Below are 25189 nucleotides of genomic sequence, written 5' to 3'. Positions count from 1 at the left end.
GCAGTACTCGCCGTATCGCGATACAAATTCAGACTGAATGACAGGGCGCGTCATGTCGGCTAAACATCCAATTATTGCGGTCACCGGCTCGTCAGGGGCCGGCACCACCACCACCTCGGAAGCCTTCCGAAAGATGTTCCAAATGATGAACATCAAAGCGGCCTGGCTAGAAGGGGACAGTTTTCATCGCTTTACCCGTCCCGAAATGGACGTCGAGATCCGTAAAGCGCGTGAGCAAGGTAAACATATCAGCTATTTTGGCCCCACCGCCAACGACTTCCCTCGGCTGGAACAGTTTTTTCGTGAATATGGTGACCAAGGCACCGGGAAGTACCGCCGCTACTTACATACCTTTGATGAAGCGGTGCCCTATAACCAAATGCCTGGTACCTTCACGCCATGGCAAGACTTGGCCGACAATACCAATGTATTGTTTTACGAAGGGTTGCACGGCGGCGTGGTCGACGGTGACGTCAACGTTGCGCAGCACGTCGATCTCTTGATTGGTATGGTCCCCATCGTCAACTTAGAGTGGATTCAAAAATTTGTCCGTGATACGCGCGATAGAGGCCATTCTCGTGAAGCGGTGACCGACTCGATTGTGCGCTCAATGGATGATTATCTGCACTATATCACCCCGCAGTTTTCTCGCACCCATATCAACTTTCAGCGCGTTCCCACGGTAGATACCTCAAACCCATTAAATGCCAAAGGGATTCCGTCTTTGGATGAAAGCTTTGTGGTGATCCGCTTTCGTGGCATGAAAAACGTCGACTTCCCTTATCTGTTGCAAATGATCACCGGGTCGTTTATGTCGCGCCATAACACCTTAGTGGTGCCGGGAGGAAAAATGGGCTTTGCAATGGAATTGATCATACGTCCATTGATCCAGCAATTGATAGAAAAAGGCAAGATTGGCTGAGGCGTAGCGCATTCATGATGTATTACTTCTCAAGCCGTGATCTTAGCCACGTTTTTGCCAGTTTTTTAGGCGGTTGGCCTAGATCAAAATCAAGAAATCACCAACAAAAAAAGATACACTCTTGTTAACATACAGTGAGCTTGTAGCCCGCGTTCAGACTTCGTATTCTGTGCAATGATCTGATGGGTTACCCCTCAGACAAAGATAGGACGTTGTTGCCGGGCAACACATGCAGAGGAAATAAGTTATATGGTTCCAGGAAAACCTCAAACAGACCCTACACTCGAGTGGTTCCTTTCACATTGTCATATTCATAAGTATCCGTCGAAAAGCACGCTTATCCATGCTGGTGAAAAGGCGGAGACCTTGTATTACATCGTGAAAGGGTCTGTGGCCGTACTGATCAAAGATGAAGAAGGCAAGGAAATGATCCTGTCTTACCTTAACCAAGGTGACTTCATCGGTGAGCTCGGGCTTTTCGAAGAAGACCAAGAGCGCACTGCTTGGGTACGCGCCAAATCACCGTGTGAAGTGGCAGAAATTTCATTCAAAAAGTTCCGCCAGCTTATCCAAGTGAATCCTGATATCTTGATGCGCTTGTCCTCACAAATGGCGCGCCGCTTGCAGGTAACGAGCCAAAAGGTGAGGGATCTTGCCTTCCTGGACGTCACAGGGCGCATTGCGCAAACCCTATTGAACTTGGCGAAGCAGCCTGATGCCATGACGCATCCTGATGGTATGCAGATTAAGATCACCCGTCAGGAAATTGGCCAAATCGTTGGCTGCTCACGCGAAACAGTGGGACGTATCCTTAAAATGCTGGAAGAGCAAAACCTCATTTCCGCACACGGTAAAACCATCGTGGTATACGGCACACGCTAATCGCGCCGCTCTCTGTATCACCAACCGACGCCCTGGCGTCGGTTTTTTTTATCTCCATTATCTGGCAAGCACGCGGATTGCTTCTACACTCAAAACGACATGGTTAACATAAAATTAACAAGGTGTCGTTTATGAAAAAACTCATGGTTACCCTCACCGCCTTCGCGCTCTCTGTGTTTTCAGTCCATGCTGCGTCCAATACGACGATTGTCCACCCCGAGCCACGCGCCGGCTCGGCGCTTGATCTCTATGCCATTGAGCTCATCGAGTTTCTTGCCGAAAAGTCGGGAGGATCTGTTACCTTACAAGCCTTTGACGGCCAAATTGGCTCTCAATCTCGTAAGGTGGAAATGCTCAAGCAAGGCAAGCTCACCGTCGACTGGCTTGGTGCCGACCGTACGCTGGAAGCTGAATTGATCCCCGTTCGCTATCCCGTGTTTCGTGGCTTACTCGGCCACCGCCTGTTTATTACCAACCAAGCCACCGAGCCCCAACTTGCTCAGATAAGTAGCGCGAGTGACTTGCAGTCTCTGACTATGATTCAGGGACAAGGTTGGGCCGACGTCAAGGTGCTTAACTCAGCGGGATTTCGCGTACGTGAAATATCGAGCTTTGAAAACATTTTCAAAGTGGTTGATACGGGCCGGGCCGATCTCTTCCCTCGTGCCTTGATTGAGCCTTTTAGTGAATTAGCCGAGCGGCCGCAATACGGTAATCTGTTAGTTGACCCACACCTGATGCTGATCTATCGCTTCCCAATGTTCCTGTTTGTGTCTCCGCAACATGCTGACGTCGCCGAGATGTTAAATGGCGCTTTTGAAGCGGCGTATCAAGACGGATCATTTATCGAGTTTTTCAATAATGCCCCTTTAGTTAAGGAAACCTTTGAAAAGGCGAACATTGGTGAGCGTACTGTCATCCGAGTCGACAACCCGCATTTAAGCAACGAAACACAAGCGATTCCAGACACGTTTTGGCTCGACATCGAGGCTCAATAGACGATAAAACAAAGGGAGCGTATCACACGCTCCCTTTTCCCATGATGTCGATAAGCAATGCGTGACGCACTAATGGGTGCTTTCAAAGATTTTGTCTGCCGAAGCAGCCACAAAACCTTGGTAGAGTTCACCATTGGGCAACACATACCGCTTAGCAAACTCGTAAAAGCCACCCGGGATGGTTTGCGTGCAATCGGAGAAAGTAACGGGCACGCGGTCAGCCATGGTGGAGGATTGCTCCAGATACACAGATGCATCCCCTTTGACTTCCCCACCTGACTCGTTAATCGCAAAGCCATTATCGCGCAATCGGTTGTTCACCGAGAGGCAATCATCATGCGCATTCAGCTGATTCACACTCACGGTAAAATGGTTCGCACCATAACCGTGTGCCGCCACCCAAGACGCATATTCACTCTCTTCGGCAAGCGTTTGATAGGTTGCCCAATCAATATCCCATAGGCGGCCCTGATGGAGAAAATCGCTGCCTGTAAGTGACGACGCATCAACTTGTGCCACCAGCTTCTCAACAATCGCCTGAAGCGCGGGCGAGCATTGCTCGACCATCAACTCACTGATAAAGACTTTCGGCATCAAGGGATCGGGGTGCTCAAAATGGCAAGCATTGAGCTTTTTCGCTTCAAAGGTATAGTCACCTTTTTGCTGATACCCCAAGGCGAGAAATGGACGCGCGAGTACCTTTAGTCCAACCTTAGGCAAACCAAATGTCCGTAAGGCAATATGATCATTGATCAAAGGTTGCCCTTCCTCTAATAAGGCATGCACCTTATGTGCCGAAGGGCACAGGCGGTTGATGTAGTCCTGCCACAGTTTGTCGAATAACGCTTGGCCACTGTCCATGTTGCTCTCCTTAGTCCTGTTGAGTCGGTATACCGGGGGCGAACGTCTCGGGAAGCATCACCTGCTCGCCCTCCATGGATGCCATGGGATAAGCACAATAATCTGCCGCGTAATACGCGCTAGGGCGTAAGTTCCCCGAAGCACCTGGCCCACCAAATGGCGCATCGCCACTGGCTCCGGTCAGTTGACGATTGCGGTTAACAATCCCTGCACGAATATGGTCAAGGAAATACTGCCATTCACCATCGTCTTCACTGATAAGCCCGGCAGACAATCCATAACGGGTGTCATTGGCTTTGGTGACCGCATCGGCCATATCCTGGTAACGCTGCACTTGCAACAACGGGCCAAAATACTCTTCATCCGGTAAGTCTTGGATACCACTGACATCCAAGATCCCTGGCGAGATCACCGCATCATGCTGATGTTCACACTCAATCACTGGCTTCGCGCCCAGATCAACAAGCTTTTGTTGTGTCGCCAGGATGCCTTCCGCTGCCGCCACTGAGATCTGTGCGCCCATAAACGGAGCCGGATCATCAAACTGACCGCCTACACGCACGGTTTTTGTCCATTGAGCTAGGCGCGTCAAGATCTTGTCTCCCACTTCACCCTCAGGCAACAGCAAGCGGCGCGCACAGGTACAGCGTTGGCCGGCGCTAAGATACGCTGACTGAATGATGGTATACACGGTGGCCTCTAAATCACCAAACTGGTCACTGACCACCAAGGGGTTATTTCCCCCCATTTCAAGTGCGAGCATCTTATCAGGCTGACCGGCAAACTGGCGGTGGAGAATATGGCCAGTATTGGCGCTACCGGTAAATAGCAGTCCGTCGATGCCGCGCGCTTGCGCGAGTGCCTCACCGGTATTACGGCCACCTTGCACCAAATTGATAAGGCCATGTGGCAGCCCCGCCTCTAGCCAATACGCCAGTGTTTTCTCCGCCACTTTCGGCGTCAACTCTGACGGCTTGAATACCACACTGTTACCGGCCAGTAACGCGGGGACAATGTGACCATTGGGCAGATGACCCGGGAAGTTGTAAGGACCAAAGACCGCCATCACACCTAACGGGCGGTGGCGCAACACCGCTTGCGTGCCATTGACGTCCTTCTCGCGTGAGCCCGTTCTCTCGTGGTAAGCGCGTAATGAGATCGCCACTTTTCCCACCATGGCACCGACTTCGGTTTTGGTTTCCCAGAATGGTTTGCCCGTCTCTTCCGCAATGGTGCGCGCTAAATCATCCGTATTCGCTTTCACTATCTCGGCAAAGCGCTCAACCAGCGCTTGACGCTCGGCAAATTCAGTATTACGCCAACGAAGAAAGGCTTCACGTGCGGCGCTAACCGCTTGTTCAACCTGGGGGCGCGTCGCTTCTTCACCTTGCCAAATACACTGACTATCAAAGGGATTTTGCGAGGTCATCACCTCGCCCTCGCCTTTCACCCATTCACCGTTAATCAGATGGCCTGCTGATTGCTTTGTCATCTTATCCCTCCATGGCAATCAAACGCAGCTGATCGCCTTCTTTTACATTCAATGCGTCTGCTACCGCGGGGCTGATCACCACCTGATTGGTTTCATGATCCACCGCCGCTTTCGCCGCCGTGGCGCGGAAACCGGCAAAGTCCGTGTTCGATATCAAATAGTCCTGCGCGCTGCTGTGCTCTCTTACGCTTGCCAAGGCGTTAAAAGAATGACGCACGGATTCGATATTGTGACGTAAGCATTCCACCGTGGGGCCGGCATCAAAGATGTCGACATAACCACGGCACGAAAAGCCTTCTTTTTCCAACAAGCGCAACGCTGGGCGGGTATTTGGGTGCACTTGCCCGATCACCGCTCGCGCCTCCTCACTAAGCAGGCTCACGTAAATCGGCAGTTTTGGCATCAGGTCAGCAATGAAGCCTTTCGCCCCAATCCCGGTGAGGTAGTCAGCCAACGTGAAGTCAATGTTAAAGAAGTTATCCTTCAACCATTGCCAAAACGGCGAGTTCCCCTCGTCGTCAGACACACCACGCATTTCAGCAAAGACCACGTCTGCGAAACGCTCTGGAAATTGTGCCAACATCAAAAACCGACACTTGGACAAGAGCTTGCCGTTTAGGCCGCCACGAAACTCAGGGCGCATAAACAAGGTGCAGATCTCTGTCGTGCCGGTGTAGTTGTTGCCAAACGTCAGCACTTCCACGATGTTATGCACATTCAGTTTGCGCGACGAGTGCACCACCTTCGTCAGGTGGTAACTGTAAAATGGGTTGTCAAGGCCAATCGCGGCCTCGATGCCTGTTGTCCCAGCAATTTCACCCGTTTCTACATCTTCAGCGACCATCAAGTAGCCTTCCGGGCCAGGCTCTGTCACCTTTTTGGCAAAACTTTCTAGCGAATTATCAATTCGCCCTTGTAGCAAATCGGCATCCACCGGCAACGAGGTAAACCCATGGCCGGACGCTTCCGCACACAACATCAGTGCATCAAAATCTGATGCACGGATAGGCCGAATAACTAACATCTCAAATCCCTCCGAGTGTATGAGGTCGCTTATCCTGCAACGACCTTCGCAATCGCGCGCTCTAGACGTGCCATCCCTTCTTCAATATCAGCTTTGGTAATCACCAATGAGGGGGTAAAACGCACCACATTTGGGCCGGCGACTAATACCAACAGGCCTTCTTCACCCGCGGCAACCAAAATATCGCGGGCACGGCCTTCCCAGTCTTGGTTCAGTGCCGCACCGAGTAGCAAGCCTTTGCCACGGACTTCACTGAAGATACCGTACTTATCGTTAATCGCTTCTAAACCGTCACGGAACCATTGCTCTCGCTCAATCACACCGTCTAAGACTTCAGGCTTGGTCACTTCATTGACCACCGCTTCTGCCACGGCACATGCCAGTGGGTTGCCGCCATAGGTAGAGCCGTGAACGCCTGGTTTCATATGTGCCGCGAGACGTTCGGTGGTAAGCATGGCACCAATGGGGATCCCGCCACCTAATGATTTAGCCGTCGCCAGAATGTCCGGCTCGACCCCTGATTCTTGATAGGCATAGAAGGTGCCAGTACGGCCATTACCGGTTTGGACTTCGTCGAAAATCAACAACGCATTGTGCTTATCACACAGCTCGCGCACGGCCTGCAAAAAGCCTGCCTCCGGTGGCACGATGCCGCCCTCACCTTGCAATGGCTCCATCATCACCGCACAGGTGCGATCGGAGATATGGTCGGCCAATGCGGCGATGTCGTTGTAGGGAAGGTGGGTCACATCGCCAGGCTTGGGGCCAAAGCCATCGGAATAAGCGGGCTGTCCCCCTACCGTGACGGTAAAGAAGGTACGACCGTGGAAACCTTTGGTGAACGCGATGATTTCACTTTTGTGCTCGCCGTGCTCTTCTTTTGCCCAGCGACGCGCCAGTTTCAGTGCGGCTTCGTTCGCCTCGGCGCCTGAGTTCGCGTAAAACACGCGGTCGGCGAAGGAAAGCTCGGTGAGGCGTTTAGCAAGGCGCAACGCAGGGGCATTGGTCATCACATTACTCAGGTGCCACAGCTTCTGTGCTTGTTCGGTCAGTGCATCCACCATTACCGGATGACAATGGCCTAAACAGCTCACCGCGATACCACCGGCAAAATCGATATACTCCCGACCTTCCTGATCCCAGATGCGCGACCCTTTACCATGATCTGGGATCATCGGCATTGGGTTGTAACATGGCACCATGACTTCATCGAAGAGTTTACGTTCTACTTTGTGCTCCATTGTCATCACTCAATCCTTCTGTGTTTTATCTATGACGCATAGTATTTACATTATTTTAACCGCGGCAATAGCAGATTATGTTTTGTTTTCAGCAGGGTAACCGATCTTATGCAGTTTACAGAGATAGTTATGCATAAACTGTGAGCAGAGAGAAGCGCAGAGCGAGCAATGCTATGATGCCAAATAGGCAAGACTGAAGGGAGACAACACCCAGGCTGCATAAGGTTGCAGCCATTGATAAGGCAGTCAAAAATCGCGAAATGTAAAATTAGTGATAAAGATCGCCATTTTGTGCAATAGTGTGTAATAGTGGGCGCGACTGGGATGCCCCGAGGTAATGGCGCTTAAACTGTCGCGCCTTTATCCTGTCGGCTTTATTGCTGGAGAAAGTTAGCCAGTAACGCATGTCCCTCTTGGGTGAGGATGCTTTCTGGATGAAATTGGACCCCTTCCACCGCGAGTTCTCGGTGTTTTAACCCCATGATGATCTCACGTCCATCCGCCTCCGTGGTGGTCGCTGTTACCATCAAACAAGCAGGTAAGCTGTGTGGATCCACCACTAAGGAGTGATATCGCGTGACGGTAAGCGGGCTTGGCAAATGCGCAAAGACACCTTGTCCTTCGTGATCAACGGGCGAGGTTTTACCATGCATCACTGCCTTCGCGCGTATCACCTTAGCACCAAATACTTGTGCTAGGGCTTGGTAGCCCAGACAGACACCTAACAAGGGGATCTTTCCCACAAAGTGCTCAATCACCGCCAGCGAGATCCCAGCCTCATCTGGGGTACACGGGCCTGGCGAAACCACGATATGCGTGGGTGCCATCGCCTCTATCTCCGCCAAGCTAATCGCATCATTGCGTTTGACGCAAACAGACGCGCCCAATTCACAAAAGTATTGATACAGGTTGTAGGTAAACGAGTCGTAGTTATCGATGATAAGAAGCACTGTGCGCGGCCATGCGATTGAAAACCGGCATGATGCTAACACAGTGCTTATAGGGCGTCATCCTAGCGTGAGCTAGGGACGACGCTTATTGGTTAACGATTTAACTGACAGCGAAAGCCAGTGTATGTCACTGTCATCGGTGTATCAGCGGGGGCACTGCCACAGTATACAGGGAACAACCCCAAGGCTTTCACCGCAACCGCAATACGATCATCTGCGCTTAACGCCAAGGATTGCACCAAAGGGCTGGCTTGGTTGAACGTGCGCGTCGCGCGCCATTTCATCCACGCATGAACCGGGCTTTTCTGTCCGTTAAGCAGCGGCACAATCGGTAAAATGCTGCGATTGTTCACGGTCACAGAAACCGGCACCACAGGCTCTGGGTAGTCAAGCGAGATCAAGACAGGGTCGTGGTCGGAGGATGAGAACGCATTGTCCGATTTCACCAAATCACCCGTATACTGGCGGCTATATTCAAACAGCGTGCTTTCTACCGAGTTAATGTGCCACTCTTCTACGCCAACCACTTTGCTTGCCAAGCTGGCATTGGCCAAAGCATGATCTAACGCACCCAGCTCTCCAGAGAATGAATACGAATAGGCTTTGTCCCCTAACCAGTCGGTGGCCAAATTGGTATACCCCAATCCTTCTTCCACGGGTTGGCCGGTCGCATGCATAGGCACACCACGAATTTCCGTGCCCGCAGCGGTAAGAATATCGCGCTGACCCTCGCGACGCTGATAGTCCGTCAGCACACGAACAGGATCTTCTTGCGCGTACGCATTCAAGTCACCTAAGATCAGGACATCACCCTCTACGGTGTTTAATCGGTCACGTAATGCCACCGCCGCCGAGACGCGGAACTCATTACAACGGCCCTGCAGGTCAGCCGTTTCACTATCAAACTCGCCGGCAACCCAATCTTCATAACAGCCCGAGCCTTTTGATTTGAAGTGATTCACCACCACACTAAGAGGCTGATCATTAATCATAAAGCGTTGGATCAAGCTATCACGCTGGTATTTGTCGAGTGCCTTGGTTTCTCCGTCTGGGCTTTCGCCACTGATATGCTGCTCGGGCATTGGGATAGCCTGGGCATTGCCTGCTAATGCCACTGTCGCAGGACGATAAATCATGCCTACCATGATGGCATCAGAGCCAAAGTAAGCGCCTTGATTTTTCTCCGCCTCACTCGGTTCAACAAATTGGTAGTGATCACGGGGGTCAGCAAACTGGGCGTTGAGTTGAGTCACTAGATCATCAATGGCACTACCCGCTGCAAAGCCGTTGTTTTCAATCTCCATCAACCCAACGATATCAGCATCCATTGCCGTCAATGCGTTAACGATTTTCGAGCGTTGCAGTTCAAACTCAGCCGCGGTTTTTGCGCCACGATTACAGCCACGGCTCGCATCCGCGTCGGCTTGATCTTCACAGGTCACATTGAGTGGGCCACCGACCGCACTGGCGCTAGTAAAGTAGTTAAGCACATTAATGCTCGCGACCTTAATATCTGTGCCAGGTACCGTCTTAGGCGCCGGTTGACGGTCATTGCGATGCACAATATCCCCAGCGGTGATCGTGTTAGTCGCCACCAGACGATACTGGCTGTAGCTATAGCCCAGCACACCACTCAACCGTTCGATGCGATCGCCAATCCGCAAATATCCTTGCTCAGCATCGAGGCCAGGGAAGTACGGGATCTCGCCATCTTTCGCTTTCTGGTCGGTTTCAATATAAAGCTGGTTTTGGGCATTTTTCTCTGCCAACGCCGCAGCGCCTGGTGTTAATGCTGGATACAATTGTGTCGGTTTATACAAAGGTGCCTGATGCGATAACACCATGTTGTTACGGAACGCATCGTAGTCAAAACCAAAGTTACGGGTGATCACTAATTCACTGTCAGCGTCCATGGTCACCTTCATGCCTTCATAGCGCTCCAGTGCCTGATCAAGGGTTTCTTCTGCCCTCACACGGATGGCAGTGGGTAGCACATCACTTTGGTAAGGCCCTTTTGCCACCTGTCCATCCGTGACGCCTAGCTGGGTATGCCCGTAGTACTCTTTAATTTTACCGCTGGCACAAAGGGTATCGCCGGGCGCCAACGCTAAGCGTTGCGCGTCACGCAAATAGACAAACAACCCGTCAGACGTGGCAGGGTTGCCATCTCCTTGCGGATCTTGAATCCAGACCCCTTTATAGAGGCCTTGGGTGACAGCCGTCACCACGCCTTTTACGGCATAGGTTTTGTCAGAACTGTATTTGCCATCAGGGACGAGCGGGCTCCGCGCGCCATCACCTTGAATGTCATAAATGGGGGTCGGGGTCGTCACCCCACATTGGTAGCTCTCGGTCAGTGGCGCTGTCGCCGCCGCGGGCAGTGCAATCCCCGCCATTACCAGCGCAAGCGGTGACCACATCATTGGCTTTTTCATACCTGTTCCTTCACGTAATTGAGTGTTTACTCGAAAATCGAGTGTATTATTCATGATAGGTACAGGATATGACGTGATATGAATCGCACCGGAATCAGCGATTATTGATGAAGTAATTAGAAGTGAGAAGCTGGTTCAGTTATGTTAAAAAAAAAGCAGCGAGCTTTCACCCGCTGCTTTTTTGTACTGTTAAATTCGCTTGCTCACAAAATTATCGGCTAATTATATATTTTGTTCCATGAGACAGCGACGGGGTGGTACAAAACCCACTGCGTCGTAAACCTTACGCAAGGTTTGCTGCGCGCGCGCCGAAGCATGGACTGCCCCTTTTTGCATCACGCTATCAAGCAATGCGCGATCGGCACGGTACTCGTGATAACGCGCTTGCAACGGCTCAAGCATAGCGACCACCGCATCGGCTGTATCTTTTTTCAAATGCCCGTACATCTTGCCCTCGTAGGCTTGCTCGAGCGCGTCAATCGACTTACCCGTGGCGCCCGACAATAACCCAAGCAGATTAGACACCCCTGGCTTTTGCGCAATATCGAAACGTACACGGGGTGGCTCTTCAGAGTCAGTCACCGCACGTTTAATTTTTTTCGCGATCGCTTTAGGGTCTTCCAGCAAACCAATCACATTGTTGCGATTATCGTCCGATTTAGACATTTTCTTGGTCGGATCTTGTAAGCTCATTACCCGGGCATTCACGTCGGGTGTATACGGCTCTGGGAGCACAAATACATCGCCATAACGGTTATTAAAGCGGGTCGCCACATCACGCGCCAACTCTAGGTGTTGTTTTTGGTCATGACCAACCGGAACCTGATTGGTTTGATACAACAAGATGTCCGCCGCCATTAACACTGGATAGCCAAACAATCCCGCATTAATGTTCTCAGCATGACGTTGCGACTTGTCTTTAAATTGGGTCATCCGGTTTAACTCACCCATTTGGGTGTAGCAGTTAAGTACCCAGCTCAACTGCGCGTGCTCAGGCACGTGTGATTGCACAAACAGGTTACTTTTTTCTGGGCTCACCCCCACCGCCAAGCAAAGCGCTAAGGCATCAAGCGTGGCTTCGCGTAACGCGTCTGCATCCTGGTGGACGGTGATCGCATGTAAATCCACCACGCAATATTGGCAGTCATAATCATCTTGCATCTGTTCCCACTGACGCAACGCGCCCAGATAGTTACCAATACTTAGCTCGCCAGAGGGTTGCACACCACTCAATACAATGGGTTTTGAAGATTGACTCATGATGATTTGATTCCTTTACATATTGCCCGTGGGGGCGGTCTTAATTTGCTTATTAAACGCGTTACTCTGGGTGGTTAGCAACCACAGAGACTAATTCACTAAAGTGATCCAATATATAGGTAGGGCAGCTGTCACTGATAGGCTCACCATAGTTGTAGCCATAAGTTAGGCCGACGGAGGCGATTCCGGCATTCTGGGCTGCCAAAATATCATTTTTTGAATCACCGACCATCAACATCTGGGCATTGGTGAGTCCGTGTTTATCGCGCAGTCGATGTAAGCCTTCGGGATCGGGCTTACTGGTCGACAAACTGTCGCCGCCAATCACATCGGTAAATAATTCGGCTAGGCCTAAATCGGCTAAAATCGCTGGCACAAAGGCGTAAGGCTTATTGGTGACCACACCCAGTTGATAGCCTTGCTGGTGCAAGTGGTTCAAGGTGTCTTTGACCCCCGCATACAATACTGTCTTTTCGTGCCCATTGTTTTCGTAATGGAAATTGAAGCGCTCTCTGGCTTGTGCCACCAGCGAGGGATCTAAATCGGGGTCGTGCGCGTGAGCGCGCGACAAGGCACGACGGATCATGATATCTGCACCATTACCAATCCAGCCGGTGACCTCCGCAACGCTCACTGTGGGTCTGTCCAAATCGGCTAACATCATCTGCAGCGCTTGGGTCAAATCTGGCACGCTATCGACTAAGGTGCCGTCTAAATCAAATGCAATATAACGCAGGCTCATACTACTTCAACTACCTTTCTACTTTTGCCAGTTCGGCACGCATTTCATCAATGGCGGCCTTGTAATCTGGCTGACCAAAAATGGCGGAGCCCGCCACAAACATATCTGCGCCTGCCTCAGCAACCTCAGCAATGTTGTTCGCTTTTACGCCACCATCGATTTCGAGACGGATGTCTCGACCGCTGGCATCAATACGCTGTCGAACGGCTCGGAGTTTATCAAGCGTGGTGGGAATGAACGACTGCCCCCCAAAGCCTGGGTTGACCGACATCAGCAAGATCATATCCAGCTTATCCATCACGTAATCGAGATAATGCAACGGCGTGCCCGGGTTAAAGACTAAGCCCGCTTGCATGTCATGCTCTTTAATCAACTGCAAGGTACGATCGATGTGCTCACTGGCTTCTGCATGAAAGGTGACCATGCTGGCGCCCGCTTTGGCAAAATCAGGAATAATCCTGTCGACGGGTTTAACCATCAAGTGGACATCAATGGGGGCGGTAATGCCATAGTCACGTAACGCCTGACAAACCGGGGCACCAAAGGTGAGATTGGGGACATAATGATTATCCATCACATCAAAATGGACCACGTCCGCCCCCGCGGCGAGCACCTTGTCCACTTCTTCACCCAGTCGCGCAAAATCAGCAGATAAAATCGATGGCGCGATCAAAAAATCCTTCATAGCACGGTCGCCTCAGTTACCAAAAAGTTGCCGCAATTCTACCCGATTTTGGCCACGAAGTCTTACCCGTTCACGGTTTTCTCCTCGCTAACACTGACAAGTTATCGTGGCTTGACTAGAGTAAACAGAGGCGCCAAAAAAGGAGGCATCATGGACAGCAAACCTAGACTCACTGACGTTATGAAGAGCGTCATCGCGGCATTGTTTGGCGTCCAATCGCAACAAAATCGCGAACGAGATTTTGGCCATGATTCGCCGGCGGCGTATATCATCACCGGTGTGGTGATGATTGGGATCTTTGTCGCTGCCTTGCTGGCGTTAGTCAGTGTGTTGACCTAATGGCCCAAGACGGATGAGAAGCATCACAGAGTAGGCGATGGCGGGTCGAACAGTGCCAGTAGCTCGTCCACTTTATTCCGGCCTTGTCCATTACGGCTAATGGTACGCTTGACTTTCACCACGTTAAACGACGCGCCACGGTATAGCCGACGCGTGTAAGGCGTATCATGGTTGGAGATAAGAACCGGGATCCCTTGGCTGACAGAGGCCTGTTCAGCGTGTTCGGCCAGTAAGGCTTGATCGTCCAGCGTAAAGCCATTGGTAGCATAGGTGGTAAAGTTCGCCGTGGCGGTAAGCGGCGCATAGGGCGGATCACAGTAAATCACGTCGCCCAACTTGGCGCGGGCAAAGCTTTCCGCATACCCTTCACAAACAAACTCTGCCCGTTGCGCTTTTTCGGCAAAAACCGCGAGCTCTTTTTCCGGAAAGTAAGGTTTTTTGTAGGAGCCAAAGGGCACATTAAAGCCACCCTTTTTATTGTAACGACACAAGCCATTGAAGCCGTGACGATTCATATAGAGGAAAAACAACGAGCGTAAGTAGGGATCCGTGGTGAGATTAAACTCACGGCGCACATCCAAATAACGCTCTTTTTGGTTGTACTCTTGGCAAAAAAACGCGCGCGCATCAGCCACAAACCGCATCGGGGTTTGCTTGATAATGTTGTATAAGTTGATCAGATCGGGATTGATGTCCGCCAAGATATAGTGGTCATAATCGGTATTGAGAAACACCGATCCGGCGCCAACAAAGGGCTCTATCAGCGTGTTCCCCTCAGGAAGATGACGACGAATGTCATCGACCAGTGAGTACTTACCTCCCGCCCACTTTAGAAACGCGCGATGCTTTCTCATTGCCCCTAGTCTATCTCTGCGGTCTGAAAAGGGGCGGATTGTACCCTATTTTGCTTCATCAATCAGCGGATTTTACTGGCCATTTGCTCGGTTAATTTCGCGATGGATCTGACTGAATGATTTCACAAAAGGCTGCAGTGCACGGACATTATCCGCCAAGTTTAGTTCAGCACGACGAGCCTCAGTCACACTGGCATAGTCACCCAATAGCACCATATACCAAGTCGCATTATTGCGCTGCGTTTGGTACACCTGCACGCGATCAGCCAATTGATAATCCTCAATCAAGGCAACCGCATCTTGCCGAGATTGCAGGGCGGCCAATTGCAGGGCATAACGCTGGGCAGGGATATTGAGCAAAGCTTGTGGCGCTAAAGGCAACCCATTTCGCCCACTCTCATTTTGGCTAAGAGTGTCTTGGCTGCGATTGCCTGAATCGGCATTTGTAGCCGATGCCGTTGCGCCCTCATCGGTTGTTTGACCCGCGTTCGCGACGTCATCCGCAGCGGTTTGTGGTGCCGCAGGCGCAGGCACCGCCTCACTGATTTCGCTGGCTAATGGCTCATCAACGGCGTCAGTGCCGTCTCCTCCAGCATCTTGTTCGTCAATAATCGCATCGACCACATCATCGGGCACCACAACACGCTGTCCTTCATCACTGCGCCCAACAGTCAGCCCTTCACCATTAATATCGTCTGGTAGGGTCGCCTGATCTTCCGTTACCGCACCATTATCGGCTGATGGCGACGTCATCGTCTCGCTCCCCGCATCCGCGTTAGACGCACTAGGTTGTGTGCCTGTTTGGGTCGCGGTTTGCGGATCAGTGATCGCTTGCTCCTCTTGTTCACTGAGCAAATCATCTAAATTCTTGAGCCCTTCAGGAAGCACCGCTTCTGACGCAGCGTCACCTTGCTGGCTTGGAAATACCCACCAAATCACCCCCGCGCCGACGATCATCAATACCACCGCAAGGAGCAGCATTAAGAAGGGTTTGTTGTTTTTAGCGGGCTTTTTCTTATCTTTACTCACAGCGCCTGTCTCCTGATTGTCCTTTCCCATAATGGTGCCGGGGTAAACGGTTTGATTGGCAAATTTGGCTAACCACTGTTTCTTTTTCTCGCCACCGATGCGCTGGGTGACCGCCAGCACATCAATAAACATCTCAGCTTCTCCCTCGTTGAGGGGAGAGATTTCGAGCTCCAGGGGTTTTTGCTCGTGCCCGTAAGACACCTGGCCTAGCCACTTGTTCAACTTTCCAGGTAGCGAGAAAAGCACCACGTTGATACGCCAATTGGCTTGGTGCTGGGCGTGCTGTACCAAGGCCCACAACTCTGACAACAAGCCGGGGGTCAAACGATGCGCATCATCAATCACCAATAAGGCATCACACCCACCACCATCGAGCATCATGGTGAGACTATCAATGAGCGGGTCGGCTTCGTTAAACACCCCATCTTTAACAATTTGCCGCAGCAAGATAGCGCGGCGCTGTGCATCGCTCTGAGCGGTGTGGCACGCCAATAATGCATGAACATGGGCATCTGCCCACTGCTCCATATAGCGCTCACTGAGCCAGGTTTTACCCGCCCCCTCAGGCCCAGTCACTTGGATCAAGTTGGCACTAAAGCGGGTAATAAATTGCAGTCGAGAAAGGAGCTGGGTTTGGCTTTCCAGATCCAAGGTTAAGGTATCAAAAGTGTCTGTCATGCATCCAATGGTTAACCGGCATCAATCACATCAGCAATACACTGATGGGGCACATCTGCAACCACTTGAGCCTGGCCTATCGCTGTCGGCAAAACCAGGCGCAACTGTCCTGAAAGCACTTTTTTATCACGCATCATGTGCTTAATAAAAGCATCGTAGTTCATCTCACTGGGTGCCTGTATGGGAAGATCAGCACTTTCCAGCAAGGCAGTGATGCGTGACACAGTTTTTGGCTCAATCAGACCGTGTTGCTGTGCCGTTTTAGCCGCCAACACCGTCCCTGCTGAGACCGCTTCACCGTGCAGCCAGTTGCCGTATCCCATTTCTGCCTCAATGGCATGGCCAAACGTGTGGCCCAAGTTTAAGAGTGCACGGACACCCGCCTCGGTTTCATCTTGTGCGACCACATCGGCTTTTATCTGGCAACAGCGGCGAATCGCATAACGTAGCGCATCCGGCGAGAGCGCTGTCAGTGCAGCCATTTCGCTATCGAGCCAATCAAAGAAAGGCGCGTCGGCAATAATGCCATACTTAATCACTTCGGCCATGCCCGCGGCAAATTCACGACGCGGTAAAGAGCTAAGCACCTGCGTATCAATCACGACCGCTTGAGGCTGATAGAAAGCCCCAATCATGTTTTTACCCAGTGGATGATTAATGGCGGTTTTGCCACCAACCGACGAGTCCACCTGCGCCAGTAATGTGGTGGGCACTTGGATAAAGTCTACCCCGCGCTGATAACAGGCGCTGGCAAAGCCAACGATGTCACCAATCACGCCGCCGCCCAGTGCAACGAGTACCACATCACGGTTGTAATTGTTTTCTAATAGGAAGGTGTTAATGGTGTTAAATGTCTCTAAAGACTTGTAAGCCTCACCATCGGGTAGGCTCAAGCGAGCGACATCCGCCGCGCCTGCCTGTTTTAAGGTTGAGACCAGTGCGTCGCCGTATAACGGCATCACTGTCTCGTTGCTGATGACAGCAACCCGACGCGAATGGACGCTCCCAAATAGGCTAGCATCAGCTAACAGCCCTTCACCGATCGAGATAGGGTAGCTACGTGCCCCTAGGTTAACGTCTATCCGTTCCATGGTCGGGTCCTGTGTTTGGTTATTGCTGCTCTAACAGAGCCATGATTTGATTGGCCACCACTTTGGCACTTTGATCGTCAGTACGTACAACATAATCAGCAATTTCTTGATAAAGAGGATTACGCTCTTCCGCTAACGACTCAAGCACTTCACGTGGTTGGTCAGTTTGTAATAATGGTCGTTTCTTATCGCGTTGGGTGCGTGCCAGCTGCTTCTCGATGGTGGTTTCTAAATACACCACAACACCACGAGCAGAGAGACGGTTGCGGCTTTCTTTGCTCATGATCGAGCCACCGCCAGTCGCGAGAACGATACCTTGCTCTTCAGTGAGGTCGTTTATCACGTTTTCTTCGCGTTTACGGAAACCTTCTTCACCCTCAACGTCAAATACCCATGCAATGTCTGCTCCAGTACGATCTTCAATCACTGAATCAGAATCATAGAATTCCATATGAAGTTGCTGAGCGAGATGACGACCAATTGTGCTTTTACCAGCCCCCATAGGGCCTACCAAAAAGATGTTTCGTTTTTCAGCCATTTTAAGCAATTTTACGCGCGGTTAAATAAGACAACACCGCCCGCAGGCTTAATGAAAAAAGCCCGAGGCGCCAATTCCTCACAGATATTTCGTGATCAGATTAAAAATTATCTCAGGACAGTGACCCCTTTGGCAACACCTAACCTAGTCTGTGACGATTTTAGGGGTCACAAAGATCAGAAGTTCGCGTTTTGCATGGTCTTTTAATTGGTGCTTGAACAAGTTGCCAACCAAGGGAATATCCCCCAGCAGCGGCACTTGGGTCTCTTTATTGATCATGGTTTGCTGAAAGATCCCCCCTAAGACCACGGTTTCACCATTTTCCGCCAGCACTTGGGTATTAATGCGCTTGGTACTGATCGACATCGCTTCGCCTTTCCCGGCCACCACGGCTTTTTCGGGCATGTCTTGGGTTAATTTTAAATCCAAAACCAGCGTATTGTTGGGCGTGATTTGTGGGGTCACCGATAAACTCAGCACTGCTTTTTTAAAAGACACCGCCACCGCACCGCTTGAGGACGCCTCAAGGTAAGGTAGCTCAGTCCCTTGTTCAATATAGGCCGCTTTTTTATTGGTGGTGATAAGTCGGGGGCTCGATACCACTTCTGCTTTCCTCTCGCTTTCAAGCGCAGACAGCTCCAAGTCGAGCAGAAGATCATTGCCAAGCTTCGCCACTTGCAAGGCCATGCTCGAGGCCGAGGGGTTAGCAGCGGCCAGGTTCACGCTGAGGAAGTCGCCAATATTTGCGCCGTCTGTCGCCGCATCGTTTAAGCTTTCAGGTCCTTGCCCGGTGACATTGCTATCCCACATCAAATTACCTTCCACAGACGGGCCAACCGTGGTTGAGCCATTTCGATTCAACAGTCCCCAACGCACGCCTAATTCGTCCACTGAACCTTGCTCGACCGTCACAATACGTGCCTCAATTTCGACTTGCTTAACGGGCACATCCAAGTGACGAACCAAGGTGCGAATGCGGGCTAAATTCTTTTGATTATCTTTAATGATCAACGCATTGGTTCGCTCATCAAGCGATACCGCCCCTCTGGGCGACAGTAAACTGACCCCTTCGCCTTGTCCTTTAATCAGTGCGGCGATATCGCTAGCTTTGGCATAGTTCACCGTGAGCACTTCTGAGCTCAGTGGTAGTAAGGCGTCCGCTTGCTGACGCATTTCGAGCGCTTGCTTTTCTTGTGCCATGAGCTCTCGGCGAGGGGCAACGAGCATCACTTGCCCCCGTTGGCGTTTATCCAGCCCCTTTACGCGCAAAATCACATCCAATACATCTTGCCAAGGCACACCATCAATGCGCATGGTGATATTGCCTTGCACCGAGTCCGAGGTCACCAGGTTAAAATCATTCTGCTCAGCAATCAGCTGCAACACCGTACGGACCGGAATATCTTGGAAGTTAATCGAGATCGCCGCTCCTTTTTGCGCTAAGGCCGTCGCGGAAGGCGCTTTTTTTGCCGCAGAGACGCGAATGGTCAACACCTTTCCTTGCTGCTGATAATCAAAATCCACAGCCTGCTCAGCACGCAGTACGATGCGGGCACGCTCAGGTGCCTGAAAGGTTTCAATCTCAGTCACGGGCGTCTGACGACGGCGAGTATCGAGGACCGCCAGCAGTGCCGGTTTAAGCTGCACATTCGGCAAACGTAGCATGACTTGCTGAGGCGTCGGTTGGCGAAAGTCAGCCGCTACCGCGGCGTCAGAAAACGTCAGCGAGACGCTAGCATCACCATTGTCGAGGCGCTTCACCGCGATATCGGTCAGCGTACTCTTTGCGGCAACCTGCGCCGAGCCAACGCTTAGTATCAGTGTCAGTAGTATGAGCCAGACTGAGCGAACGCTTGGCGTAAACGTGCGGGAAAGGTAAGGGCGTATTATCATATTGGTATCCTAACTACGGCAAAGTTGCTTCCATCGACAAGGTGACAGTGCGAAGCTGCCAACACCCCAACCCATCCGGCAGGGCTTCTTCAATCGCGATCTGATTTGCATTCACGGCCACTACACGGCCACGGTTTTCGCCTAAATGCGCACCTTCACTGACTTGATTGATGGTGCCATCAGGACGGGCAATTAAGGCTTGTTGCTGTGCGCCTTTGGTTAAGCTGCCTTTCATGGCAAGGCTTGCCAGTGGAAATTGCTCAAGCGGCTCTAAAGGCCGTTGTAAATTGGGCTGCCAACAGTCGCCCGTTGAAGCCTGCCCACCAACATTGATTGCGGGTAGCACAAAGGGATCCCGCTGATCGGTGATAAAGGCTATCGATTGGTAATTCGGCGAAGGGGGGATGCGGGTCGCATTGACTTGCGCACTGGCTTGAGTTTGTTGCATAAACTGTTCGATATCACTGTGGTATCTATCACAGCCCACCAAGCTCAACCCAAATAACAACACCAAAAGACGCTTCACTGTACGAACTCCTTATCAGTGGCAATACCTTCACCGGTATAGCGATATGTGGTCGCCGACACCGACAGCAGCAAGGGCGCATGAATGTCATCGTCCTCAGTACGGGTTAAGACAAAATCTTGCAGCGACACCAAGCGAGTCATGGCGGCAATATCCGCGCTAAATGCACCAATAGAGGCATAATCCCCGGTCAAGACAACCGTCATCGGGATCGCATCGAGCCAACTACCATGCTTTCTTGGCTGCCACTTCAGTGTGTTGAAACCTAACTGATGACGGATCCCAACTTCATTAACCCCGGCGAGTAATCCCGAAAGCTCTTCTTCTTCCGGCAGTTGGGCAATCAAGGTGGCATATTGCTGATTTAACGCGCGCATTTGTGCCTCCACATCGGGCAGAGCGGCGACGCGATTGGCCAACAACCGATACTCGGCTTTGAGTTGTGCTTCGCGCTGAGTCGCTGCCTCCAACGCCTCTTGGTTGGGCAACAAAATCATCAGGGCTGCGAGCATCGATAGCGCAATCGCGCCCACCGCCCAAACGATAGCGCGGGTGGCGAGTGGCGCACTGGGGAGTTTTTGCCAATCCCATGCAAAAGCGCTAATCATGACTGCACGCCTTGGGGCTTGGGTAACTGCGGTGTGACGTAGTCGGTCAAACGAAAGCTTAAAGTGAAGCGTTTGTTGGCGCGTTGCGATCCTGATTCGGTGATCACAGTGTCAATATCAACGTCGGTGGCCAACGCACTTTGCTCTAACGCTGCCAATAAACTTGCCATCTCCGCATTGGATGTGACCCAGCCTTCGACCGTGACACGCCCCCGTTGCTGCGCCAAACGACTTAAATACGCCCCTTCAGGCATCACGGTTGGAATGAAATTCAGCAATGCGGTGACATTATTGCGCTGTTGCTGTAACGCGTTGACCAGTTGTAAGCGCGATTGTAGCGCTTCACGCTTTTTATCTTCGCGCTTAAAAGCTTGTAAGGTGGCACGAAAATCGTTCACCCCTGCGGTTAAGCGTTGATTGCGTGCCTGCTGCTCAGTCAGCCAGTGCTGCTGGACCGCGTTCACGGCACTGACCATTAACACCACACCCAGCAGTACCAAACCACTATGGACCATAAACGTTTGACGCTGCGCGCGGCGCGCTTTTTCTCGCCAAGGGAGTAGATTTATACGCATGAATATTCTCCCCGCAGCGCTAACCCCAAGGCAATAGACGCATCATCGCTGATGTTCGGCGCCGTTTGATCCAACATCGCCACTGGATTGAATCGCGTGATGGTAAGGTGCTCAGACGCTAGCGTGGCCGGCCAAGCGCCGCTAATCCAAACCGTGCTCAGGGGCAAGAGTCGATTATGCTCACGCGCTCGATGACAAGCCTGATCAAAGTGCTGCTGCACCAAGGCGTTGGCCGCTGACTCGCGGTGTTCATAGCGCTCTCCCTCCCCCAAACGGCAGCGATGCTGATAAACTTGCCCATCAGGATAAAGACGAATCGCAGTCAGCAAGCCGCTGTGATAGTGCAGCCACAATGGCCAGTGGTTCGCCTGCGCAACAGGGCGGAGTGCTTGATAAACGCCGACTAACGCTTGGCTGTTGATGTCTGCCACCGTAGGCGATAACCCGACCCGCTTGAGCGCGTCTAGGGCCGGAGTGAGCGCATGACGCCGGCATGCCACCACTTGATAACAGACTTGTCCCGGCTGAACAGTCACGCCGCTCATAACCGCAAAGTCGTAATATAATGTATCCATGTCCATATTGAGGGCGGCACTCAGCTTTTGGCCGATCAAAGCTTCTTGCTCAATCTCGTCGTCAATCAGTGGCGCCGTCATTTGCTTGGTGATCACAGCCTCTTCATCGACCCCCACCACCACAGAGATGTGTAGACGCTGATACCAAGGTAAACACGCGAGTAATCGTTTTTTTATCTCGGTAAGCGGGACACAGAGATCGTCAGTCGCGCGATACGGTACCCGATGATGGCCTGCCACCTGAATACCTTGTCGATGTGCACGAACCACTATGGCGTGAATGATATCTCGGCCGATATCGATACCTAAAACTGCCGAACTTCGCATCATTTCGTGTTAGGCTCCCAACGTCAGCGTGAAGTCAGTATTTACAAAACTGGCCTCATCACGGGTTATTTTTAATGCTGGTGCCTTTATACTACTCACGTATGATTATTGAACGGCTCAACGGCAACAGAACGGGAAATCTCAGGTGAAGTTCATAAAGCGTTTGCTTATCTTTGCACTGGTTTGCACAGTGCTTGGAGTCACTACAATCTTTGGGTTTTACCTGTATGTAAAACCTGACCTCCCCGATGTAGCGACACTAAAAAGTGTCGAACTGCAGACTCCGATGCAGGTCTATAGCGCCGATGGTGAGTTGATCTCCCAGTTCGGTGAAAAGCGTCGCATCCCGGTCATGCTCGAGGACATCCCTCAGCCCATGATTGATGCATTGATTGCCACAGAAGACAGTCGCTTTTATCAACATCCAGGGATTGACCCTATCGGCATTGTCCGCGCCGCGGTGGTGGTGGCGATGTCAGGTACGGCCAAGCAAGGGGCCAGTACTATCACGCAGCAGCTGGCAAGGAACTTCTTCCTCTCTAACGAAAAACGCATTATGCGCAAGATAAAAGAAATTTTTATCGCCGTGCATATCGAACAGCTGTTGAACAAAGAAGAGATCCTTGAACTCTATTTCAACAAAGTATTCTTAGGCTATCGTGCATACGGGGTTGGCGCAGCTGCCCAGGTGTACTTTGGCAAAACCCTCGATCAACTCACCTTGAGTGAGATGGCGGTGATTGTCGGATTACCCAAAGCGCCCTCCACCATGAACCCGTTGTATTCGCTGTCGCGCGCCACCGATCGCCGGAATGTGGTGCTGGGGCGCATGCTTAAAGAGGGATATATTTCCAACGCCGAGTATCAACAAGCGAAGAACGAGCCGATCGTAGCCCGCTATCATGGGGCTGAAATTGAACTGTCCGCACCTTATGTAGCAGAAATGGCACGCGCATGGGCCGTTGAGCAGTTTGGCGAAGACGCTTATACCTCGGGTGTGCGTATTTTCACCAGCGTCGATGCCGATATGCAACGCGCCGCAAATGAGGCGGCAGTAGAAAACGTTCTCGCCTACGACCGTCGCCATGGGTTCCGTGGGCCAGTTGCCACGCTATGGCAAGCCCCTAGCCAACGTTGGCAACACCAGCGCATCGTTGATCACTTGGCCAAGCAACCCAGCTACGGCCCGCTAGAGCCCGCCGTCGTGATTGATGTCCAAGCTAAATCGGCGCAGGTTGTCGGACCCAATGGCCGTGAAATCGAACTGCCTTGGGAGGGACTTGACTGGGCGCGCCCTTATATCACCGATAGCCGTCAAGGTCCGGCCCCTCAACGCGCCGATGAATTCCTTGCCAGTGGCCAACAAGTGTTTATTCGCCAAGTGGGTAACAGCTGGCATTTAGCCCAAGTCCCGACGACCAATACCGCACTGGTTTCCATGTCCCCCTCAACCGGAGCAATCAAAGCACTGGTGGGCGGATTTAATTTTGTCCATAGCAAATTTAACCGTGCCACACAGTCAGTACGTCAGGTGGGCTCGAGCATCAAGCCGTTTATTTATTCCGCGGCAGTGAATGAGGGCATGACACTCGCCACCCTGATTAACGACGCCCCCATTAATCGCTGGGATCGCAGTCAAGGCGTGGCATGGCGACCGAAAAACTCGCCACCACGTTATGAAGGGCCACTGCGGGCGCGACTGGGTCTGGCACAGTCGAAAAACGTGATGGCCGTACGTGTCCTGCGTCGGGTGGGATTGGATGACGCTCTCGATTACCTCACCCGCTTTGGCTTTAAACGAGATGATTTACCGCGTGCAGAAGCCATTGCGCTTGGTGCGGGAAGCTTGACGCCGGTTGAAATGGCACAGGGCTTTAGCGTGTTTGCCAATGGCGGCTATTTTATGGAGCCCTTTATCATTGATCGGGTCGAAACCCCCTTTGGCGAGGAAATATATCGCGCCAATCCACCCATCATTTGTGATAACTGCGAACAAAAAGCAGAACAGGCCGATCCGTTTAATGAGCAGAATTTGCTAGAGAACAACGACACCACCACACAGCGTCATGCCAAACAAGTCATTGATGAGCAAAATGCATTTTTGGTACGCGAAATGATGCAAAGCAATATCTGGGGTGGCGGTGATTGGCGCTACGGGACAGGCTGGAATGGTACGGGCTGGCGCGCACAAGCGCTCAAGCGACGCGATATCGGCGGAAAAACGGGGACCACCAATGACTCCAAAGATACCTGGTACACCGGCTATGGCCCAGGGATTGTGACCACTGTGTGGGTGGGCTTTGATGATCACTCCCGTAAACTGGGTCGCACGACCCGTAATGCAAACTTAGGCGACGAGCGTCAGCCTATCCGCGGCGCGGAGTCGGGGGCCAAAACGGCGGAGCCAGCATGGATTGATTTTATGCAGCATGCACTCGCGGACGTACCTGAGCAGAATAAAACCGTGCCACCGGGGATCGTCAAAGTGCGCATTGACCGCGAAACAGGGCTGTTAACCAGAAAAACCGATCATACTTCGATGTTCGAGTACTTTATAAAAGGCACCGAGCCAACCGAGTATGTGTCATCGCAATCAGATGGCAACATTTATGAGTCAGGCACAGAGTCGCTGTTCTAACTCTGTTACATCGTCAATAGCCGCGT

Annotated in this window: 23 protein-coding genes; 5 read left to right on the top strand and 18 right to left on the bottom strand. The window is 51.8% G+C overall.

Annotation, left to right across the window (positions count from 1 at the left end):
• Positions 1-52 precede the first annotated feature (52 nt).
• From BZG73_RS02275 to BZG73_RS02265, 3 genes are all read left to right on the top strand, one after another.
• A complete protein-coding gene (locus tag BZG73_RS02275; protein ID WP_046074773.1) occupies positions 53-922 on the top strand; it encodes a phosphoribulokinase in 870 nt (289 codons plus the stop codon).
• A 249-nt stretch (positions 923-1171) separates the two neighbouring features.
• A complete protein-coding gene (gene crp, locus BZG73_RS02270; protein WP_077667460.1) occupies positions 1172-1804 on the top strand; it encodes a cAMP-activated global transcriptional regulator CRP in 633 nt (210 codons plus the stop codon).
• A 131-nt stretch (positions 1805-1935) separates the two neighbouring features.
• A complete protein-coding gene (locus BZG73_RS02265) occupies positions 1936-2802 on the top strand; it encodes a type 2 periplasmic-binding domain-containing protein (protein WP_077667459.1) in 867 nt (288 codons plus the stop codon).
• 69 nt (positions 2803-2871) lie between these two features.
• Here the strand turns inward: BZG73_RS02265 and BZG73_RS02260 are convergent, their stop codons facing one another.
• The 9 genes from BZG73_RS02260 to rpe all read right to left on the bottom strand — a co-directional run bounded on the left by BZG73_RS02260 (position 2872) and on the right by rpe (position 13492).
• A complete protein-coding gene (locus tag BZG73_RS02260; protein WP_046074772.1) occupies positions 2872-3663 on the bottom strand; it encodes a DUF1338 domain-containing protein in 792 nt (263 codons plus the stop codon).
• Between the two features lie 10 nt (positions 3664-3673).
• Positions 3674-5155: a succinylglutamate-semialdehyde dehydrogenase gene (gene astD, locus BZG73_RS02255; protein WP_046074771.1), complete on the bottom strand. Its 1482-nt coding sequence runs from the start codon at positions 5153-5155 to the stop codon at positions 3674-3676.
• Between the two features lies 1 nt (position 5156).
• Entirely contained in the window at positions 5157-6179 is a 1023-nt protein-coding gene (gene astA / locus BZG73_RS02250; RefSeq protein WP_077667458.1) for an arginine N-succinyltransferase, read from the bottom strand.
• Positions 6180-6208: 29 nt separating this feature from the next.
• Positions 6209-7426 (bottom strand): aspartate aminotransferase family protein, encoded by a 1218-nt coding sequence (locus BZG73_RS02245; protein ID WP_046074769.1) that lies wholly within the window; start codon positions 7424-7426, stop codon positions 6209-6211.
• A gap of 368 nt (positions 7427-7794) precedes the next feature.
• Positions 7795-8370, bottom strand: a complete 576-nt coding sequence (locus tag BZG73_RS02240) for an anthranilate synthase component II (protein ID WP_077667457.1) — start codon at positions 8368-8370, stop codon at positions 7795-7797.
• A gap of 92 nt (positions 8371-8462) precedes the next feature.
• Positions 8463-10805, bottom strand: coding sequence for an ExeM/NucH family extracellular endonuclease (locus BZG73_RS02235; protein ID WP_077667456.1), 2343 nt, complete (start codon positions 10803-10805; stop codon positions 8463-8465).
• 222 nt (positions 10806-11027) lie between these two features.
• A complete protein-coding gene (gene trpS / locus BZG73_RS02230; protein WP_201247878.1) occupies positions 11028-12065 on the bottom strand; it encodes a tryptophan--tRNA ligase in 1038 nt (345 codons plus the stop codon).
• 61 nt (positions 12066-12126) lie between these two features.
• Entirely contained in the window at positions 12127-12807 is a 681-nt protein-coding gene (locus tag BZG73_RS02225) for a phosphoglycolate phosphatase (protein WP_077667454.1), read from the bottom strand.
• A gap of 10 nt (positions 12808-12817) precedes the next feature.
• Entirely contained in the window at positions 12818-13492 is a 675-nt protein-coding gene (gene rpe / locus BZG73_RS02220) for a ribulose-phosphate 3-epimerase (RefSeq protein ID WP_046074764.1), read from the bottom strand.
• Positions 13493-13642: 150 nt separating this feature from the next.
• Here rpe and BZG73_RS02215 point away from each other — a divergent pair, with 150 nt between their 5' ends.
• Entirely contained in the window at positions 13643-13831 is a 189-nt protein-coding gene (locus tag BZG73_RS02215) for a DUF2970 domain-containing protein (protein ID WP_046074763.1), read from the top strand.
• Positions 13832-13854: 23 nt separating this feature from the next.
• Here the strand turns inward: BZG73_RS02215 and dam are convergent, their stop codons facing one another.
• From dam to pilM, 9 genes are all read right to left on the bottom strand, one after another.
• Positions 13855-14685 carry an adenine-specific DNA-methyltransferase gene (dam, locus tag BZG73_RS02210; protein ID WP_046074762.1) on the bottom strand — a complete coding sequence of 277 codons (831 nt, stop codon included), beginning with the start codon at positions 14683-14685 and terminating at the stop codon, positions 13855-13857.
• Between the two features lie 72 nt (positions 14686-14757).
• Entirely contained in the window at positions 14758-16392 is a 1635-nt protein-coding gene (locus BZG73_RS02205; RefSeq protein ID WP_077667453.1) for an AAA family ATPase, read from the bottom strand.
• 11 nt (positions 16393-16403) lie between these two features.
• Positions 16404-17483, bottom strand: a complete 1080-nt coding sequence (aroB, locus tag BZG73_RS02200; protein ID WP_077578255.1) for a 3-dehydroquinate synthase — start codon at positions 17481-17483, stop codon at positions 16404-16406.
• A gap of 19 nt (positions 17484-17502) precedes the next feature.
• A complete protein-coding gene (gene aroK, locus BZG73_RS02195; RefSeq protein ID WP_025739049.1) occupies positions 17503-18021 on the bottom strand; it encodes a shikimate kinase AroK in 519 nt (172 codons plus the stop codon).
• Between the two features lie 144 nt (positions 18022-18165).
• Positions 18166-19914, bottom strand: a complete 1749-nt coding sequence (locus tag BZG73_RS02190; protein ID WP_077667452.1) for a type IV pilus secretin PilQ — start codon at positions 19912-19914, stop codon at positions 18166-18168.
• A 13-nt stretch (positions 19915-19927) separates the two neighbouring features.
• Positions 19928-20440, bottom strand: a complete 513-nt coding sequence (locus BZG73_RS02185; protein WP_077667451.1) for a pilus assembly protein PilP — start codon at positions 20438-20440, stop codon at positions 19928-19930.
• Positions 20437-21048: a type IV pilus inner membrane component PilO gene (locus tag BZG73_RS02180; RefSeq protein WP_077606839.1), complete on the bottom strand. Its 612-nt coding sequence runs from the start codon at positions 21046-21048 to the stop codon at positions 20437-20439. The genes BZG73_RS02185 and BZG73_RS02180 overlap by 4 nt, the downstream gene beginning before the upstream one ends.
• The gene (locus BZG73_RS02175; RefSeq protein WP_077667450.1) at positions 21045-21623 is read right to left on the bottom strand and encodes a PilN domain-containing protein; all 579 of its coding nucleotides are present in this window, start codon (positions 21621-21623) and stop codon (positions 21045-21047) included. Before BZG73_RS02175 ends, BZG73_RS02180 begins: the two co-directional genes overlap by 4 nt.
• Positions 21614-22528, bottom strand: a complete 915-nt coding sequence (gene pilM / locus BZG73_RS02170) for a pilus assembly protein PilM (RefSeq protein ID WP_077606837.1) — start codon at positions 22526-22528, stop codon at positions 21614-21616. The genes BZG73_RS02175 and pilM overlap by 10 nt, the downstream gene beginning before the upstream one ends.
• Positions 22529-22670: 142 nt before the next feature.
• On the opposite strand from pilM, the gene BZG73_RS02165 reads away from it, so the two are divergent.
• The gene (locus tag BZG73_RS02165) at positions 22671-25163 is read left to right on the top strand and encodes a penicillin-binding protein 1A (RefSeq protein WP_077667449.1); all 2493 of its coding nucleotides are present in this window, start codon (positions 22671-22673) and stop codon (positions 25161-25163) included.
• Positions 25164-25189: the final 26 nt, after the last annotated feature.

It is taken from the genome of Salinivibrio siamensis (genome assembly GCF_001996005.1).
Lineage (GTDB): Bacteria > Pseudomonadota > Gammaproteobacteria > Enterobacterales > Vibrionaceae > Salinivibrio > Salinivibrio siamensis.
This window is presented reverse-complemented; position numbering and strand designations above follow the sequence as displayed.